Origin of the sequence: Amycolatopsis tolypomycina (assembly GCF_900105945.1) — a bacterium.
In the GTDB taxonomy this organism is placed as follows: domain Bacteria; phylum Actinomycetota; class Actinomycetes; order Mycobacteriales; family Pseudonocardiaceae; genus Amycolatopsis; species Amycolatopsis tolypomycina.
Genome location: NZ_FNSO01000004.1, coordinates 7,075,503 through 7,092,799 on the forward strand (window position 1 = coordinate 7,075,503; position 17,297 = coordinate 7,092,799).

Here is a 17,297-nt window from a genome sequence, read left to right on the forward strand (position 1 = left end):
ACGCTCAGCCCGCGCAGCACACGTGTTCCGACCACTCCGGAACGTGCCACCAGTGCTGCTTCTCCGCTGACCGGGCCGCGGGCACCACCTCGGTGGCCGCCCGCGTGCCCGGCCGGCTCCGGTAGGGCGCCAGCAGCTCGCCGACCGTGCGCAGCACCCCGCCGACCATCACGGTGCGGACGTTCGCGGCCGCCTTGATGTCCTGCAACGGGTTGCCGCTGACGAGCGACAGATCGGCGTACGCCCCGCGCTTGAGCACCCCGATCCGGTCCGCCAGGCCCAGCCACCGCGCCGGGTTGCGGGTGGCGGTGGTGAGCGCTTCGTACGGCGTGAAGCCGAACGCGACCATGGCCCGCAGGTTCTGGTGGGTGGAGACGGCCACGTTGTCCAGCGGCGAGTCCGTGCCGGTGACCACGAACCCGCCCGCCCGGTGGATCCGCAGCACCATGTCGACGTTCCCGGCGAGGACCCGGCGGAGGTACGCGTTCTCCGGGTTGCCCGCGGTGTCCGCCGTGGTCTTGAGCTGTGCGTATTCCCACGGCGGGAACAGGACTTCGGTGCGTTCGTCGGTCACGAGCGACTTGTCGTCCGCGTAGAGCGCCCGGGACGTGAACAACGTCGGCGTGATCGACATCCCGGAGCGGGTGAACAACGCGATCGCGTCCTGGTACGCCCGGCCGGTCCGGCTGACGGTGTGCGAGTAGCCGAGCCGGTTGGTGGCCCCGGTGTGCTCCATCGCGTCCATGCCGATGTTCGCCGCCGGGTACAGGTAGTGCGACGACAGCGGGATCCCCGCCCGGTGCGCGGCCCGGACCACCGCCTGCTGGGAGGCCACGGGTAGCCGCACGTACGTCTTGATCATGTCGTATTCGAGCTCGACCGCGCGGGACAGCTCCAGGTCGAGCTGCCCGGGCGACAGCGTCGGCCGCATGAAGTTGTAGTAGATCCGGGAGCCGTCGATGGCTTCTCCGGTGCCGAAGAACCGCGGCCCGACGCGGTCGCCGGATTCGAGGGCCTCGCGCGTCTCCAGCATCTGGTACACCGGGTCGCCGGGCGAGCGGGTCGTGGTGATGCCGTAGGACAGCCACAGCCTGCCCTGCCGGTCGCCCCACTGCCTGCCGCGCAGGTGCCAGTGGTTGTGGAGGTCGACGAGCCCGGGCATGGCGGTCAGGTCGTGCGCGTCGACGGTTCCGGGCGCGTCCCGGTGCGGCCGGACGTCGGCGATCCGGCCGCCGTCGACGACGATGTCGACGTTCCGCCGCAGCGTCCGGGCCACGCCGTCCCACGCCGCGCCGACGTGGACGACGGTCCGCTGCGGTGGGCGCGGCCGGGCCCACGTGAAGGCGAGCCGGATCGTGCGCGGCTCGCCGCCGGTGATCTTCTGCGCCTTGAGCTGCCCCTTCGACAGGTACACGAGCGTGTCGTTCCCTTGCCACGCCAGGGAATCGGTGACGTCGTGGGTGACCTGCCGCGGCGCGCCGATCAGCCGTCCGGTGGCGTCGACCGGGGCGATCCAGGCGACGCTTTCGACCGTGAACGCGAGGTACCTGCCAGCGGGTGACCACAGTGGACCGTCGTCGCCGCGGGTGGCGAGCGAGCGGAACGGCATCGGCTCGGCGTAGCGGAGTTCGCCGGTCTTCAGGTCGACCGTGAGGATCTGGCTGGTGCCTTCGCGGTACCGCCGCGAGTACGGCTTCACCGCGGCCAGCGCGAGGACCGACCCGTCGGGCGACCAGGTGGGCCGGCCCGGCATGAACAGCGGCGGCGTCACCTGCTGGGCTTTGTTCGTGGCCACGTCATAAATCCACGTGGCGCCGTCCTGGTCGGCGTAAGCGATCCGGCCGCCGTCCGGCGACCACCGCGGCGCGACCTGCGCGCCCGGCAGCTGCGTGAGGACGCGGTCCTCGCCGGTGCCGAGGTCACGCAGCCACAGGTCGGCGGTGCCGAGGCGGTCGCTCGTGTAGAGCAGCTTGGTCCCGTCGGGGTGGAAGTCCGGGTCGGAGTTGAAGTAGCCGTCGTCGATCAGCCGTTGCGGCCTGCCCCCGCCGGCCGCGACGACGTAGATGGCGTTGAGGGCCCGGAAGGCGATCTGCCTGCCGTCCCGGGACACCACCGGACCGGCGATGCCGCGGACGGGCTGCGGCGCGGCCGAGTCCAGGTCGCGGACCCGCCTCCGGTAGTCGCGCGGTGCCGTGGACACGCTGCCTTCGAACGGGATGTCCGTGACGGCGCCGGACAGTTCGCGCCGCCGGATGTGCCCGTCGGCGGTGTAGAGCACGGCGGTCCCGGACCAGTTCGCGGCGAAGCCGAAGACGTCCTCGCCCTGGGTCAGCTGCTCCTCGCCGAGCATGAGGTCCGCGTCGGCGCCCCGCAGCCGCAGGTAGCTGGGCTGCCCGCCGGGCCCGAACGCCGGGCCGTAGAACCTGTCCACGCCGGTTGCGGTGACCAGGCGCGTGCGGGCGCCGGTGCCCAGGGTGACGACGTCGATGGCGGTGTCGTTCACCGTGAAGACGAGCTTCGTGCCGTCGGCCGACCACCGCGGCGACGCCTCTTCGTCGGCGGTGGACACGACCGTGCTGATCGCTCCGGAAGCGACGTCCAGCAGGTGGATGCCGTAGCTGCCGTCCCGGTCGCTGCTGAAGGCGAGCTTGGTGCCGTCCGGGGAGAACGCGGGCTCGCGGTGGTCGAACCGCCCGCTGGTGAGCTGGCGGGGCGCGCCGCCGGCAACATCGATGACGTACAGGTGGAAGTTGCCGTCGCGGTAGGACTGGAACGCGATCCGGCGGCCGTCCGGCGACCAGCTGGGGAGCGTCGCGTCCTGCAGGTCGTCGGTGAGCCGCCGGGCGCGGCCGCCGCCGGCGGGCAGCACCCAGATCCCGGTGACCAGGTCGACCGCGAGCCACCGGCCGTCCGGGGACAGCGCGGCGGACATGTTGGTGCCTTCCCGGAGCACCACGCCACCCGGGGCGACCTCCGGTTCGGCCTCGGCCACCCCTGCCCCGGCCACGGTCAGCGCGGCAGCGGCGGCACCACTTCGGACGAGAAGCTCACGACGCAAAAGATTTTCCGGCCCCATCCGGCCCACTATGCCCAGCCCGGGATCGGCGGTATAGCGGCCGAGCGGGTTTTTCACCGGATGCCCGGCAAACGCGGAAACGTTTGCCGGGCATCGGGACCGCTGGGTCAGCCGTGGTCCTCCAGCATCTCGGTGACCAGGGCGGCGATCGGCGACCGCTCCGAGCGCGTCAGCGTGACGTGCGCGAACAGCGGGTGGCCCTTGAGCTTCTCGATCACCGCCGAGACGCCGTCGTGCCGTCCGACGCGCAGGTTGTCACGCTGGGCGACGTCGTGCGTAAGCACCACGCGAGACGCCGTGCCGAGCCGCGAAAGCACCGTGAGCAGGACGTTCCGTTCCAGCGACTGCGCCTCGTCGACGATGACGAACGTGTCGTGCAGCGACCGGCCGCGGATGTGGGTCAGCGGGAGCACCTCGAGCATGCCGCGGTCGAAGACCTCGTCGAGGACGTCCTGGCTGACCAGCGCGCCGAGCGTGTCGAACACCGCCTGCGCCCACGGCTGCATCTTCTCGCTCTCGGACCCTGGCAGGTAGCCGAGGTCCTGGCCGCCGACCGCGTAGACCGGCCGGAACACCACGACCTTGCGGTGCTGGCGGCGTTCCATCACGGCCTCGAGGCCGGCGCAGAGGGCGAGCGCCGACTTGCCGGTGCCGGCGCGACCGCCCAGCGACACGATGCCGACGTCGGAGTCGAGCAGCAGGTCGAGCGCGACGCGCTGCTCGGCGCTGCGGCCGTGCAGGCCGAACGCCTCGCGGTCGCCCCGGACCAGCCGGATGCGCTTGTCCGCCGTGATCCGCCCGAGCGCGCTGGAGCTGCCCGCGAGCAGCCGCAGCCCGGTGTGGCAGGGCAGCTCGGCGAGCTCGTCCATGCCCCATTCGACGGGATCGACGGTGCTGCCGCCGAACAGGGCGTCGATGACGTCCTGCTGGACATCGACGTCCGCCATGCCCGTCCAGCCGGACGGCGTCACTTCCTGCGCGCGGTACTCGTCCGCCTCGAGGCCGACGGCCCCGGCCTTGACCCGCAGCGGGATGTCCTTCGTCACCAGCGTGACCGCCTGGTTCTCCGCCGCCAGGTTGAGCGCGCAGGCGAGGATCCGGTGGTCGTTGGAGTCGGTCCGGAACCCGGACGGGAGCACCGACGGGTCCGAGTGGTTCAGCTCCACCTGCAGCGTGCCGCCGTGGTCCCCGATGGGGAGCGGCGCGTCGAGCCTGCCGTACTGCCGGCGCAGGTCGTCGAGCATGCGCAGGGATTCCCGGGCGAACCAGCCGAGCTCCGGGTGGTGGCGCTTCGCCTCCAGTTCACTGATGACGACCAGCGGCAGCACGACAGCGTGCTCGGCGAACCGAGTGACCGCCCACGGGTCCGACAAGAGGACCGACGTGTCGAGCACGTACATGTGCTGCTGGGATTCGGGCGCTTTCTCCGGGCCGGAAACGGCACCGGTCGAAGAGTGGCCAGAGGCCTTGCGGGGCAAACGCTGCGCAGTCACGACGGCATCTCCCTCGAGGGCGTGTGCACCTCACGCCCGCACTCGCTGGGCCGGGCACCTCCCTGGCTGGACCACTCCGCCTGACCTGGGTCAGGTGGTGCGGCCACGAGGGCCGGGCGCCGGCCCCCTCGAGCGTCTCGTGGGCGGCTGAGCCGCCCCCTCGATCACCGCCACGACCAGGGCCTCCCGCGAGGACCCGCACGGAACGCGTGCCCTCACCTCGGAAGGTACCCACGAATGCGGGATCGCGCAGGGAGCCAACACGGTGATTCGCCAGATCGTCATCTCACCGTCGGTCGTCCGAAATCAACTCTGGGTGCGCTCCGGGGGTCGTGACCAGCGGTTTCCGGGTGCCCTAGGAGCCGAAGCGGCGGTGCCGCCAGGCGTAGTCACGCATGGCACGCAGGAAGTCCACCCGGCGGAAAGCGGGCCAGTAGGCCTCGGTGAACCAGAACTCCGAGTGCGCGGACTGCCACAGCAGGAAACCGGAAAGCCGCTGCTCACCGGAGGTGCGGATGATGAGGTCCGGGTCGGGCTGGCCCGAGGTGTAGAGGTGTTCGGAGATGTGGTCGACGTCGAGGATCTTCGCCAGCTCGTGAATGGACGTTCCCTCGTCGGCGTGCTGCAGCAGCAGCTTCCGCACGGCGTCGGCGATCTCCTGGCGCCCGCCGTAGCCGACCGCGATGTTGACCTCCATCCCGGTCCGCCCCTCGGTGCGGGTGGCGGCTTCGCTGAGCCGTTTCGCGACGTCGGCGGGCAGCAGGTCGAGCGCGCCGACGATCCGCAGCCGCCACGGCGTGCCCGGTGCGGCGAGCTCGTCGGTGACGTCGGTGATGATCTTCAGCAGCGGCGTGAGCTCGTCCGGGTCGCGGTTGAGGTTGTCGGTGGACAGCAGCCACATGGTGACGACCTCGACGTCGGCCTCCTGGCACCAGCTCAGGAAGTCGGCGATCTTCTTCGCCCCGGCGCGGTGCCCGTCCGAAACGTCCGTGAAGCCCGCTTCCCGGGCCCACCGGCGGTTGCCGTCGAGCATGATGGCGATGTGCCGCGGATGCCGGCCGGCGGCCTGCTGGATGAGGCGCCTGCCGTAGGCGCTGTACACGACGTCGGACAAGAACGAGCGAACACTCACGTCGAGTCAGCCTACGCACCCCGGTGTGAGGCGCGTGACTTGAGCACTGCCGGAGAACCTACGCTCCCGTAACCTGGAGTACGTGAGCCTGACGACGGAACCACCCGAGCCCGTAGTGGACCTCCGCCCCCGGCTGCGCGGGCACATCCACTTCTGGACGTTCTTCGGTGCCCTGGCCGCGGCCGCGGCGCTGATCAGCCTGGCCGCGTCCACGGTGTCGCCGGTCGCCGCGCTGGCGACGTCGGTGTACGGGCTGACGGTGCTGGGGCTGTTCGGCGTGAGCGCCCTGTACCACCGCAAGTTCTGGAGTCCTCGCGCGTACAAGTGGATGAAGCGCGCGGACCATTCGATGATCTTCCTGTTCATCGCCGGGACGTACACACCGTTCACGTTGCTGGCGATGTCGAAACCGACCGGCTACGTGATCCTGTCGATCGTCTGGGGCGGCGCGATCGCCGGAGTGGCGCTGAAGATGCTCTGGCCGCACGCACCGCGGTGGCTCGGGGTGCCGATCTACATCGCGCTGGGCTGGGTCGCGGTCTTCGTTTTCCCCGAGCTGGCCTCGCACGCCGGGATCGCCGCGCTGGTGCTGCTGTGCGTGGGCGGGTTGTTCTACACGCTGGGCGCGGTGTTCTACGCGGTGAAGTGGCCCAACCACTGGCCGGACACGTTCGGGTACCACGAGTTCTTCCACGCGTGCACCGTGCTGGCCGCGGTGTCGCACTACATCGCGATCTGGCTGGCCATGTACGCCTGATCAGCGCTGCCGGTACCGCTTTCGCGCCTTCGCGCACACGCGCCAGCAGCCGACCGTGAAGACCAGGACGAACATGCGGTTTCGGCCCGCCCAGTGATCCAGCCTGATGGCTCGCCGGCGCGCGCCCTCCGACGGGAAGACTTCCGGGTCCTGGTCCTCGGCCGGCCTCAAACGCGAAAGCGCGGCCACCCACTCGACATCGAGTGAGCGGCCGCGCTTTCGGCCTGTCCGGGCCGCAGTTGGTTGATGCACACTCAATCAACCACCGGCGGCTGGAACCTTTGTCAGCCCGCGGAGTTGCCGTTGCAGGCGACGTACGACGGGTTGTGGTCGACCGTCAGCAGCTCGACCGGACCGTTCCACTGCCAGGGCAGCAGGCACGCGTTGTTGAGGATGCTGATGCCACCGTGACCGCCGCCGGTGGAGTTGTTGTTGCAGGCCGCGTACGCCGGCGCGTGGCCCGCGTGCAGCACCTCGAAGGGACCGTTCCACTGCCACGGAGCCGCGCAGAGGTTGTCGCCGATGCTGATGCCGCCGCCCGGGTGGTGACCCTCACCGGCGGAAGCCGGCGCGGCAACAGCGAGCATGGCGCCACCGATGACTGCGGCTGCGAAGAGCGTCTTTTTCATCATGATAAAATCTTCGGACAAACCGCTGCTGTCCTTTATCGACATCACCCGATGGTTTGGACAACATCACCCGTCCCGGCACTCAAACACCTTACGCCGAGCGGTGTCCACAGTGGTGTGCCACGGTCGGGGGTTCCCCCTCCGCGCGGTCGTCACCATCCAAGCTGGACAGACGCCGCACGAAGGGGAAAGTCCCGGTCAGCCGAACATCCCGGGCTGGTACTCGCCCGCCGGGTTCCGGACGATCACGTTCAGCCGGTTCCACGCGTTGATCGTGGCCACCAGGGCGACCAGCGCGCCGACCTGCTCCTCGTCGAAGTGCTTCCGCACCGCCGCCCACGTCTCGTCGCTGACGCCGGTGTGCGTGTCCGCCAGGCGGGTGCCCTCCTCCGCCAGCGCCAGGGCCGCGCGCTCCGCCTCGGTGAACACCACCGCTTCGCGCCAGGCCGCCACCAGCGCCAGGCGGACCGCCGTCTCGCCGGCCGCCGCCGCGTCCTTCGTGTGCATGTCCAGGCACATGCCGCAGCCGTTGATCTGGCTCGCGCGGATCTTCACCAGTTCCTGGGTCGCCTTCGGCAGCGACGACTCCTCGGCCGGGCGCGACGCCGCGATCAGGCGCTTGGCGAACTTGCTGGTGACCTCGTTCTCGAACATGTTGAGCCGCGTTTCCATCGCCGTTCCCCTTTTCTCGTCTGGTTCACCCCCTTGACGACCGCCGCGACGGCGTTGTGACAGCACCGGACGTGACGCCGGTCACAGCCACACCTTCGCGTTCCCGCGCCGGCGCCCGGTCACGCCGGGAGCACCCCGCTCCACCTGCGTTCCCCATCCCGCCTGGCCCGCGGGAGGCGCTTCAAACGATCACGTTCAGGGGTCACCCACCGGGACACCACGACGGTTGCCGCGCCCGCCGGAGCGGCCGACGGTGGGGCTCAGCAACGAATCGACGTGGAAGGAGCACGACCGCGATGGCCAGGACCATGCAGCCCGAGGAACTCATCGACAGCGCCGTGGTCGACCCGGACGGCAACAAGCTCGGGAAGGTCGGCAACGTCTACCTCGCCGACGCGACGCACGAGCCCGAGTGGATCACCGTCAGGACCGGCCTGTTCGGCACCAAGGAAAGCTTCGTCCCGCTCTCCGGCGCGCACGCGGACTCCGACGGCGTCCACGTCCAGGTCGACAAGGACAGCGTCTCCGACGCGCCCCGCATTGACGCCGACGGGCACCTGTCGCCCGAGGAGAGCACGCAGCTCTACCAGCACTACGGCCTGCCGGTGCCGCGCACGTCCCCCGACGGGCGGATGGACCGGACCGCGAAGGGGAAGCGCGACGACCGCGTCATGACGCGGTCCGAGGAACGGCTGAACGTCGGGACCGAGCAGGTCGAGACCGGGCACGTGCGGCTGCGCAAGTACGTCGTCACCGAAGAGCAGCAGGTCACCGTGCCGGTGCGGCACGAAGAGGTGCGCGTCGAGCGCGAGCCGATCACCGGCGGCCGCGGCGGTCCGGCGGAGATCGGCGAGGCCGAGCAGGACGTGGTGCTGCACGCGGAGAAACCCGTGGTGCGCAAGGAGACCGTGCCGGTCGAACGCGCACGCCTGCGGAAGGAGACGGTCAGCGACGAGCAGACCGTGTCCGGCAAGGTCCGCAAGGAGCAGTTCGAGGTCACCGACGACGACCGACGGCACCGCCGGTCGTGACGGCTCCCGGGCGGGTGGCCGGGCCCCGATACCGGCCACCCGCCTGGGTCACCGCCGCGATCAGGACGTCAGCATCGGCGCCGCCAGGAACTGCTCCGGGATCGCGAACGCGTCCACCAGCGTGCGCGCGTGCGGGCGCAGCTCCGCGCACAGCCGGTTCACCGCCGACGTGACGGCCTTCCCGCGCGACGCCGTCAGCCGGCCGTGGCCGAGGAACCACGCCAGGTCCTCTTCGATCGCCGACAACGCGTACAGGTCGCAGACGCGCTCGAGCAGCGCGCGGGCGTCGGGGTCCTCACAGCGCTCGATGCCGGCCACGAACGCTTCGAGCACCAGGCGCTCGACGTGGACGCGGCCCGCGCGCAGCACGTGGTCCTGCGCCGCGTTGAACACGCCGAACGGGTCGGCCGCCGCCTTGCGCAGGCGCTTCGCCACGCCTTCGACGACGTGCTCCTCGCGGTCCTCGAACAGCCGCAGCTGCCACTCGCGGCGGAAGAAGACGTCCGAGTCGGACCCTTCGGTGAGCGACTCCAGCGCCTTGCGCACCGACGTCCGCTCCAGGATCGCGCTGACCACCTGGTCGGTGACGAACCGGGCCGTCGCCAGCGGCGAGAGGTCCTCGAAGTCCTGCTTGTAGCTGGTCAGCAGGCCCTTCGCGACCAGCTGCAGCAGCACCGTGTTGTCGCCCTCGAACGTGGTGAAGACGTCCGTGTCGGCCTTCAGGCCCGGAAGGATGTTCTCCGCCAGGTAGCCCGCCCCGCCGCAGGCCTCGCGCGCGGCCTGGATCGTCGCCGTCGCGTGCCACGTGTTGAGGGCCTTCAGCCCGGCCGCGCGGGATTCCAGCTCACGCTGCTCCTCCTCCGGCGCCGACGCGTCGATGTCGTGCAGCTTCGAGACCAGCTCTTCCTGGGCGAAGTGCAGCGCGTACGTCTTCGCCAGCGCCGGCAGCAGTTTCCGCTGGTGCCCGAGGTAGTCGAGGATGACGACCTCGTCGCCGTCCGGCTTCGCGAACTGGCGCCGGTGCTCGCCGTAGCGGACGGCCAGTGCCAGCGCGCGCTTGGTCGCGCTCCCCGCGCTGCCGCCGACGCTCACCCGGCCGCGGATCAGCGTGCCCAGCATCGTGAAGAACCGGCGGCTGTCGCTCTCGATCGGGCTCGAATACGTCCCGTCCTCGGCGACGTCGCCGAAGCGGTTCAGCAGGGCTTCGCGCGGGACACGGACGTTGTCGAAGGCCAACCGTCCATTGTCGACACCGTTGAGGCCGGCCTTCGGTCCGCAGTCCTCGATGGACACACCGGGCGCCGGGGCTCCGGACTCGTCGCGGATCGGGACGAGGAACGCGTGCACGCCACGCTCCTCGGAGCCGGTGATCAGCTGGGCGAAGACCACCGCCATGCGGCCGTCGCGGGCCGCGTTGCCGATGTACTCCTTGCGCGCCATGTCGTCCGGCGTGTGGATGACGAACCCACCGTCCACACAGGTCGCCGTGGTGCGCAGGTGCTGGACGTCGGACCCGTGGCCGTGCTCGGTCATCGCGAAGCAGCCGAGGACGTCGAGGTTCATGATCCCGCGCAGGTAGCGCTCGTGGTGGCGCTCGGTGCCGAGCAGCTGGACGGCACCGCCGAACAGGCCCCACTGCACGCCGGCCTTGACCATCAGCGACAGGTCGCCGTAGCCGAGCAGCTCGAACGACGTCACCGAGCCGCCGACGTCGCCACCGCCGCCGTACGCCGGGTCGAAGCCCAGGCCGGGCCGGTCGGTGGCCGCGAGGGCGCGCAGCTGGTCGAGCACCTGGGCGCGGTGTTCCTCGATGCCGAGGTCGACCGGGTCCCGGAACCGCGCCTCGGCCATCTGCGCCCGCACCCCGCGGCGCAGCTCGGCCCAGCGACCGTCGAGGACGGCGGTGAGCGCGTCCGGAGCCACCTTCGATGGCACTTCGGGGACGTCCACGGCAACCTCCGGAAAGGACGAACGGCAGGCTTCCTACTCGTTGGTAGTAAGCCTGCCGCAGCGTGCGCGATCCCGCAGGGTCAGATCGGCTTGCCGTTGACCGTCACGTTCGTGAAGCGCGCGTTGTCCACGTATTTCAGCGTGTTCGACGTGTCGGACACGCCGTTAAACGTGGAGTTTGCCACGCTCAGGCCGTGGACGTGGGCGTTCGAAAGCCCGCTGACGTCGAAGGTCTTCCCGCCGATCTTCGTGCTCGCACAGTTGCCGATCGTGAACGGCCCGAACGACGGGAGGTGGCTGCCGGTCTGGCTGTTGTACGTCGACGTCACGTACACGAAGTTGCGCGCGAACGTGCCGGAAACGCCGTCCAGGTTGATGTTCTCGGTGAACCCGCCACGCAGCGTGTTGGACTTCACGTACAGGGCGAACTTCGTGTCACCCTTCACGGTGAGCCGGTAGGCGTAGACGTTGCGGATCCCGCCGGTCTGCTCGCTGCCGCAGGTGATCGCGCCCCAGTTGCCGTTCATCACGCAGTCCACCACGACGAGGTTCTGGCACGGGACGTTCACCCGGCGCCCGTCGGCGTCGCGGCCGGCCTTGATGGCGATGTTGTCGTCGTGCGCGCCCAGGGTGCAGTTCGCGATGACGACGTGGTCGCACGACTCCGGGTCGCAGCCGTCGGTGTTGTTGTGCGCGGTGCTGGGGTCGGTGCTGACGCCGTCGACCGTGACGTTGCGGCACAGCGTCGGGTGCAGCTGCCAGAACATGGAGTTCTTCAGCGTGATGCCCTGGATCAGCACGTTTTCGCAGGCGTACGGCTCGACGAACGTCGACCGCATGGTGTGCCCCGAGCCCGGCACGACCCGCTTCTCCGGCGCGATTCCCTTGGCCACCAGCGATTCCAGGTAGGCGCGGTCGCTGCCCTTGTTCCACGACGACGTCGCCGCCGCGTCGAGCGTGCCGCGGCCGGTGAGGCCGATGTTCTTTTCCCCGTAGGCGTAGACCATCGGCGAACGGTTGACGCACTCGATGCCTTCGTAGCGCGTCAGGACGTTCGGGAACTTCGAGGCGTCCCCGCTGAATTTGAGCACCGCGCCGTTTTCGAGGTGGAGGTCGACGTTGCTCCTGAGCCGGATGGCGCCGGTGAGGAAACTGCCGCCGCCGGGCACGATCACGTGGCCGCCGCCGGCCGCGGCGCAGGCGTCGATCGCTTTCGCGATGGCTGCGGTGTTGTCGGTTTTGCCGTCGTTCTTCGCGCCGTAGCCGGTGATCGGGAAACTGCGGTCGGGGAACACGGGAATCGTCGTGTTCGCGACGATGTCGTTCGCCGCCGGCCACGGGAGCGCCGGTACGTCGATGCGGGGCACCGCCGAAGCCCGCGACGGGGGCAAGGCCGGGAGCAGCGGCACCGCCGCCACCGCGAGCCCGCCCTTGATCAGCTGCCGCCGGGTGAACCTGCCGTCCATGGACACGTCCTTCACGGAAAGACCTGGTGCGACGACGGAACCGCGGCACGGACCGCGGGCACGACGCACTCTAGGCGCGCGAGTGGCTCCAGGTCCAGGGTTGCGCGGTCGGCGAAAAGGCTGTCATGATCGGGGCATGTCGATTCGAAAGGGCGTGCCCGCCCTCGCGCTTTGAGCGCCCCGCGGCGGCCGGACCGCCGATCCTTTGACATTTCCGAGTGGCTGAGCCACGCCTTCTGCACGGACCCCGCGGATCGTCCCGCGGCCGAGGACGCCATCACCCGGCTCTACGCCCTGCTCGGCGAGCCACCCCCGCGGTTCGTCTGGGTCGGTTCCCCGGATGCTGCCGCGTGGCGGCTGCGAGCGTCACCAGCCCTTTCCGCGGAGCCGGTGGAAGCCCGGATGGCGACCCGGGCGGCCACACTGCGGAAACGTCGGCGCGATGTTTCGCCCGAGGCGCGGCAGACCGTCGAAGAAGCCTTCGCCGACCTGGTCCGGTCCGGCATCCGGCCGTCGCTCGGCCTGTACTGGTACGGCCAGCAGGACGCCTACTGGGTGACGCCGGACTCGGGTGACCCGGAGCTGGAGCTGTGGGCGACTCTCGTCCGCTCCTGCGGCTGGTGGTGGCCGCGTGACGGCGTCTGCGTCGTCGCGGACCGGCCGTCGGCCCTCCGTCTCGACGACGAGCGCCGCCTGCACAGCGCGTCCGGGCCCGCGGTGGTCTACCCCGACGGCCGGGATGTGTACGCCTGGCACGGCACGCGGGTGCCGTCCTGGGTGATCGAAGACCCCACCGCGGACCGGATCCACCGCGAGTCCGACGTCGAGGTGCGCCGGTGCGCGATCGAGCACCTCGGCTGGACGGCGTACATCGAGCAGTCCGGGATGCGGATCCTGAGCCGGGCACCCGACCCCGGCAATCCGGGCTGCGAACTGCAGCTCTACGACCTGCCGCCGCAGAAGTGGCACGCGCCTTCGCGGCTGCTGCTGGCGGTGAACGGCTCGGTGGAGCGCGACGGCACCCGCCGCCGCCACGGGCTGCGCGTGCCCGCCGGATTCGACCATCCCCTGGACGCGGCCGGCTGGTCGTACGGGCTCACCGGAGCTCAGTACGCGCGCCTGCAGCGCCGGACTTGAGAGGTGATCACATGTTTCTTGCCGAACTGCTCGACCGGACCGGACTCGACGTCCTCGACCACCTGGACCGCCAGGTCACGGTGCCGGTCATCGACGGGCTCCAGGCTCAGGGTGACCTGATCGTGCTGCCGCTGGCTCTGCTCGGCCGGCAGCCGCGCGACTGGTGGGAGCTGCCCGCCGAGGGGCGGGAGCTGGTCCGCGGCGAGGCGGGCAACAACCCGCACACACTGGTGGCGGACCGCGGAACGTGCCGCATGACGACCTGGCTGAAGGACCCGGAACAGCTGGCGATCGCGGCGTTCGAGAACACGGCGCCGGTGTGGCTGATCCATCCGGAACACGGGGCAACCGGAATCGCCCCCGGAGCGTGGTTCGTGCGGCGGCAGCGGGAGCCGGCTGCCGGGTTCCGCAAGCCGGCGTTGGTCGCGGACTAGGGCGGCTGGATCGCGGGGTTGTGGGGTGTTGCCGAGGGGGCAGCACCCCACGGCCGGGTCGCGGGGTGCCACCGAGGGGGCGGCACCGCGCGGCCCGGCCGTTCCATAGGCCGAACGACCTTCAGGCCAGGTCCGGGCCCTTCGAGCGCAGGTCGTCGACCTTGGTCATCGCGTCCCGCAGCTCGCCCAGCCAGCTGTCCGCGTGCCGGCCCACCAGCCGCACCGCCCAGGCCAGTGCGTCCGAACGCGACCGGGCCACGCCCGCGTCCACCAGCGTGTCCAGTACCAGGCGCTCTGGCTGGCGCAGGCGCGTCATCACCGGGGCCGAATGCGTCGTGAACAGCGCCTTCGTGCCGCCCAGCCGGGCTCCCCACGACACCTTGCGCTGGTAGCGGTGCTCGGCCTGCCGCGCGATCTCGATGCGCTCGTCGCGCGTCTCCTCGCGGTACCTGCTGATCCGGCCCTCTTCGGCCGCCGCTCGGGCTGCGTCGTCCGCGTACTCCTCCGTCAGGGCCGGGAGTTCGCCGACCACGATGATCTCTTCGCGGTCGATCTTGATCTCCGGGGCGCCCGTGAACCAGCCGTCGGGGAGGCGGCCGCCGAACCAGGCCGCCGCGTCGTCCGCCGACGGGACCTCTGCCTGCTGCCATCCGCTGCTTCCGCGCCATCCGCGTCCCATGTCGCACCTCCGCGATTACATGATTACATCGCTATTGAAGTTACCCCGACGACGCCACGAACGGCACCGCGTTCACCCAGGGCGCAACGTCAGGACGCCAGCATGTCGAAGTGAAAGCCGATCACGACGAAGGCGAACGCCACCACGTACACGATCCAGCCCGGCTTCTTGTGGTCGAGCAGGAAGGCGATCCCCCGGCTCAACGGCCAGCAGATCCCGTAGATCACCACCGCCCACGGCAACAGGATCAACCCGGCCAGGATCGCGGCGACCAGGACCACCGGCGCGAACAGGCAGCCCAGCCGCCCCACGCTCCGGGCCTCCGCCCTGCTCTTCGGCTTGGCGGCCAGCGCGGAACCGAGTGCGATGAAGAAGATGAGCAGGACCAGCGGGTACTGGAACCAGAAGGAATCCAGCACCGGCTTCGCCCAGGCGACCAGATCCTTGACGGGCCGGATGAGGTGCTCTGCCCAGCCGAACACCGTGCCGGCGAGCGTGAGCGCGAAGAACGCGAGGTAAGCCAGCAAGGTGACGACGGCGACCACGACCGAGACCCCTTCAGCCGGCGACGCCACCTTCTTCGTCCAGTTCACGACGTACAGCCGCTTCCCGAAGGCGCGCAACCTTTCCGGGCCGACGAGGTCGAGCACCACCGTCAGGCCGCCGGCGAACTGCAGCCCCTTGCCGATCCGGCCCCAGACGAGCATCGGCAGGCCCCACAGCTGCGCCCCGTCGACTTTTTCCCCGGCCCACCACCGCATCCACAGGTCCCACCACTGGCCCATCGGAAAAGCATAATTCGGGCGCGCGCTCCCCAGGGCGATCAGAGCCGCGCAGCCAGCTCCTCGACGGACGTCACCGGCCGGTCGCACACGTACCCCCGGCACACGTACGCCGCCGCGGCGCCGGCGACCAGGGGGCGCTCGGCCAGCAACGGCACGCCCGGCGCGTCCGGCTCGCCGGCCAGCACGATGCCGCCGCCGTGCACGCCGCGGGCCGCGGCCAGCCGCAACGCCGGATCCGCGCCCACCACCGCGACCTGCACCGGGCCCGCCTGCAGCGCCTCGGCCACCGACAGCCAGTGCCCGGCGAACCGCGGCACCCGCCCGGCCAGCACCCCGGCCCGCCGCAACGCCTGCTCCGCCGCGTCCCGGTAGCGGGCCGACGAAGCGTGTCCCGCCAGCGCGGACGCCGTCAGCAGTGCCCCGGCCAGCGCGGACGCGCCCGACGGGCTCGCGTTGTCACCCGGGTCGGCCGGGCGCTGGACCAGCGTCTCGGCGTCGTCGGCCGTGTCGAAGTACGCGCCGGGGACGTCCGGGGACGCGAAGTGCGCCAGCGCCAGGTCGAGCAGCCGGGTCGCCTCGGTGAGCCACTTCGCGTCGCCCGTTGCCTGGTGCAGGGCGAGGAACCCGTCGGCGACGCAGGCGTAGTCCTCCAGCACCCCAGCGGATTCGCCGACGACGCCGTCGCGCGAGCTGCGCCGCAGCCGTCCGTCGACGACGTGCACCCGCAGCAGCAGCTCGGCCGCCTCGCGCGCCCGATCGATCCACTGTGGACGATCCAGGGCGACGCCCGCCTCGGCCAGCGCCGTGATCGCCAGGCCGTTCCAGGACGCGATCACCTTGTCGTCGCGGCCCGGCTGCGGCCGCTTCGCGCGCGCCTCCAGGAGCTTGACGCGCAGCTCTTCCGGCAGGTCGCCGAACAGGCGCAACGTCGACGCGCCCTCCTCGAAGGTGCCTTCGGGAGTGACGCCGAACAGCTCGGCCACCGAATCGTCGCCGACCACCTCGCGCAGCTGCTCGGGCGTCCAGACGTACGTCAGGCCTTCGACGCCTTCGGTGTCCGCGTCCAGCGAAGACGCGAAGCCACCTTCGGGTGTCCGCAGGCTTTCGAAGAGGAACTCCGCCGTTCCGGTGGCGACGCGCAACGCCGTCGCCGAGCCGGTTCGCCGCCAGAGGTGCGCGTAAAAGCGCAGGAGCAGCGCGTTGTCGTACAACATCTTTTCGAAGTGGGGCACGATCCACTCGGCGTCGACGGAGTAGCGCGCGAAGCCGCCGGCCAGCTGGTCGTACAGGCCACCGCGAGCCATGGCTTCGGCCGTCTTGTCCACTAGGGACAGCGCGACCTGCGAGCCGGTCCGTTCGTGGTGGCGCAGCAGGAACTCCAGGACCATCGACGGCGGGAACTTCGGCGCGCGGCCGAACCCGCCGTTGACCTCGTCGGCCTCCTGCTGGAGCTTCCCGACCGCGCCGGCGAGCACGGCTTCGTCCACAACGGACTCCTGAAGCGGCCCGGTCTGCTCGGCGAGGTGGGCGACGATCTGCTTGGCGCCGTCCAGCAGCTCGTCCGGCCGCTCCTGCCACGCCTCGGTGACGGCGGCCAGGAGCTGCCGGAACGACGGCATGCCCGGCCGCGGCGACGGCGGGTAGTAGGTGCCGCAGTGGAACGGCTCGCCGTCCGGGGTGAGGAAGCAGGTCATCGGCCAGCCGCCCTGGCCGGTCATCGCCTGCGTGGCGGCCATGTAGACGGCGTCGATGTCGGGCCGCTCCTCGCGGTCGACCTTGATGTTGACGAAGTTCCCGTTCATCAGCGCCGCTGTCCCGGCGTCCTCGAACGACTCGTGCGCCATGACGTGGCACCAGTGGCAGGCGGCGTACCCGACGGAAAGCAGGATCGGCACGTTCCGCTGTTTCGCCTCGGCGAGCGCGTCCGGCCCCCACGGCCACCAGTCGACCGGGTTGTCCGCGTGCTGGAGCAGGTACGGGCTGGTCGCGTGCGCGAGGCGGTTCATGTGTCCAGGGTGGCACCCGGCAAAACCGGGCGCGCGGCAGCCGCGGCAAA

Annotated in this window: 14 protein-coding genes; 4 read left to right on the forward strand and 10 right to left on the reverse strand. The window is 70.6% G+C overall.

Annotated elements, in window-relative coordinates; translation table 11 throughout:
- Positions 1–4 precede the first annotated feature (4 nt).
- The 3 genes from BLW76_RS42115 to BLW76_RS42125 all read right to left on the reverse strand — a co-directional run bounded on the left by BLW76_RS42115 (position 5) and on the right by BLW76_RS42125 (position 5,701).
- Complete coding sequence (locus BLW76_RS42115; RefSeq protein ID WP_091317792.1) at positions 5–3,076, reverse strand: amidohydrolase family protein; 3,072 nt, start codon at positions 3,074–3,076, stop codon at positions 5–7.
- 107 nt (positions 3,077–3,183) lie between these two features.
- Complete coding sequence (gene phoH2, locus BLW76_RS42120) at positions 3,184–4,476, reverse strand: RNA 5'-3' helicase PhoH2 (RefSeq protein WP_091317794.1); 1,293 nt, start codon at positions 4,474–4,476, stop codon at positions 3,184–3,186.
- A 448-nt stretch (positions 4,477–4,924) separates the two neighbouring features.
- Complete coding sequence (locus tag BLW76_RS42125; protein ID WP_167384910.1) at positions 4,925–5,701, reverse strand: isoprenyl transferase; 777 nt, start codon at positions 5,699–5,701, stop codon at positions 4,925–4,927.
- A gap of 115 nt (positions 5,702–5,816) precedes the next feature.
- On the opposite strand from BLW76_RS42125, the gene trhA reads away from it, so the two are divergent.
- Positions 5,817–6,458 carry a PAQR family membrane homeostasis protein TrhA gene (gene trhA / locus BLW76_RS42130; RefSeq protein WP_091317797.1) on the forward strand — a complete coding sequence of 214 codons (642 nt, stop codon included), beginning with the start codon at positions 5,817–5,819 and terminating at the stop codon, positions 6,456–6,458.
- 284 nt (positions 6,459–6,742) lie between these two features.
- Here trhA and BLW76_RS42140 read toward each other — a convergent pair whose 3' ends face one another.
- Positions 6,743–7,090, reverse strand: a complete 348-nt coding sequence (locus BLW76_RS42140) for a hypothetical protein (protein ID WP_091317801.1) — start codon at positions 7,088–7,090, stop codon at positions 6,743–6,745.
- A 195-nt stretch (positions 7,091–7,285) separates the two neighbouring features.
- Positions 7,286–7,759 carry a carboxymuconolactone decarboxylase family protein gene (locus tag BLW76_RS42145; protein WP_091317802.1) on the reverse strand — a complete coding sequence of 158 codons (474 nt, stop codon included), beginning with the start codon at positions 7,757–7,759 and terminating at the stop codon, positions 7,286–7,288.
- 296 nt (positions 7,760–8,055) lie between these two features.
- On the opposite strand from BLW76_RS42145, the gene BLW76_RS42150 reads away from it, so the two are divergent.
- The gene (locus tag BLW76_RS42150; protein WP_091317804.1) at positions 8,056–8,790 is read left to right on the forward strand and encodes a DUF2382 domain-containing protein; all 735 of its coding nucleotides are present in this window, start codon (positions 8,056–8,058) and stop codon (positions 8,788–8,790) included.
- 60 nt (positions 8,791–8,850) lie between these two features.
- On the opposite strand, the gene BLW76_RS42155 is transcribed toward BLW76_RS42150, so the two are convergent.
- Both BLW76_RS42155 and BLW76_RS42160 read right to left on the reverse strand, forming a co-directional pair.
- The gene (locus tag BLW76_RS42155) at positions 8,851–10,740 is read right to left on the reverse strand and encodes an acyl-CoA dehydrogenase family protein (RefSeq protein ID WP_091317806.1); all 1,890 of its coding nucleotides are present in this window, start codon (positions 10,738–10,740) and stop codon (positions 8,851–8,853) included.
- 80 nt (positions 10,741–10,820) lie between these two features.
- Positions 10,821–12,206: a glycoside hydrolase family 28 protein gene (locus BLW76_RS42160; RefSeq protein ID WP_091317807.1), complete on the reverse strand. Its 1,386-nt coding sequence runs from the start codon at positions 12,204–12,206 to the stop codon at positions 10,821–10,823.
- A 171-nt stretch (positions 12,207–12,377) separates the two neighbouring features.
- On the opposite strand from BLW76_RS42160, the gene BLW76_RS42165 reads away from it, so the two are divergent.
- Complete coding sequence (locus tag BLW76_RS42165; RefSeq protein ID WP_091317809.1) at positions 12,378–13,343, forward strand: DUF6745 domain-containing protein; 966 nt, start codon at positions 12,378–12,380, stop codon at positions 13,341–13,343.
- Positions 13,344–13,354: 11 nt separating this feature from the next.
- Positions 13,355–13,777, forward strand: a complete 423-nt coding sequence (locus BLW76_RS42170) for a hypothetical protein (protein WP_091317811.1) — start codon at positions 13,355–13,357, stop codon at positions 13,775–13,777.
- Between the two features lie 121 nt (positions 13,778–13,898).
- Here BLW76_RS42170 and BLW76_RS42175 read toward each other — a convergent pair whose 3' ends face one another.
- The 3 genes from BLW76_RS42175 to BLW76_RS42185 all read right to left on the reverse strand — a co-directional run bounded on the left by BLW76_RS42175 (position 13,899) and on the right by BLW76_RS42185 (position 17,247).
- Positions 13,899–14,456, reverse strand: a complete 558-nt coding sequence (locus tag BLW76_RS42175; RefSeq protein ID WP_091317813.1) for a hypothetical protein — start codon at positions 14,454–14,456, stop codon at positions 13,899–13,901.
- Between the two features lie 89 nt (positions 14,457–14,545).
- Positions 14,546–15,241, reverse strand: coding sequence for a hypothetical protein (locus BLW76_RS42180; protein WP_091317814.1), 696 nt, complete (start codon positions 15,239–15,241; stop codon positions 14,546–14,548).
- 38 nt (positions 15,242–15,279) lie between these two features.
- On the reverse strand, positions 15,280–17,247 hold the full coding sequence (locus tag BLW76_RS42185) for a thioredoxin domain-containing protein (protein ID WP_091317816.1): 1,968 nt from the start codon (positions 17,245–17,247) through the stop codon (positions 15,280–15,282).
- Positions 17,248–17,297 lie beyond the last annotated feature (50 nt).

Bases quoted from the DNA above. Each gene is read 5' to 3' on its own strand.
- BLW76_RS42175 (WP_091317813.1), bottom strand. From the start codon at position 14,456: ATGGGACGCGGATGGCGCGGAAGCAGCGGATGGCAGCAGGCAGAGGTC.
- BLW76_RS42150 (WP_091317804.1), top strand. From the start codon at position 8,056: ATGGCCAGGACCATGCAGCCCGAGGAACTCATCGACAGCGCCGTGGTC.
- phoH2 (WP_091317794.1), bottom strand. From the start codon at position 4,476: ATGTACGTGCTCGACACGTCGGTCCTCTTGTCGGACCCGTGGGCGGTC.
- BLW76_RS42170 (WP_091317811.1), top strand. From the start codon at position 13,355: ATGTTTCTTGCCGAACTGCTCGACCGGACCGGACTCGACGTCCTCGAC.
- BLW76_RS42145 (WP_091317802.1), bottom strand. From the start codon at position 7,759: ATGGAAACGCGGCTCAACATGTTCGAGAACGAGGTCACCAGCAAGTTC.
- BLW76_RS42115 (WP_091317792.1), bottom strand. From the start codon at position 3,076: ATGGGGCCGGAAAATCTTTTGCGTCGTGAGCTTCTCGTCCGAAGTGGT.
- BLW76_RS42180 (WP_091317814.1), bottom strand. From the start codon at position 15,241: ATGGGCCAGTGGTGGGACCTGTGGATGCGGTGGTGGGCCGGGGAAAAA.
- BLW76_RS42185 (WP_091317816.1), bottom strand. From the start codon at position 17,247: ATGAACCGCCTCGCGCACGCGACCAGCCCGTACCTGCTCCAGCACGCG.
- BLW76_RS42160 (WP_091317807.1), bottom strand. From the start codon at position 12,206: ATGGACGGCAGGTTCACCCGGCGGCAGCTGATCAAGGGCGGGCTCGCG.
- BLW76_RS42140 (WP_091317801.1), bottom strand. From the start codon at position 7,090: ATGATGAAAAAGACGCTCTTCGCAGCCGCAGTCATCGGTGGCGCCATG.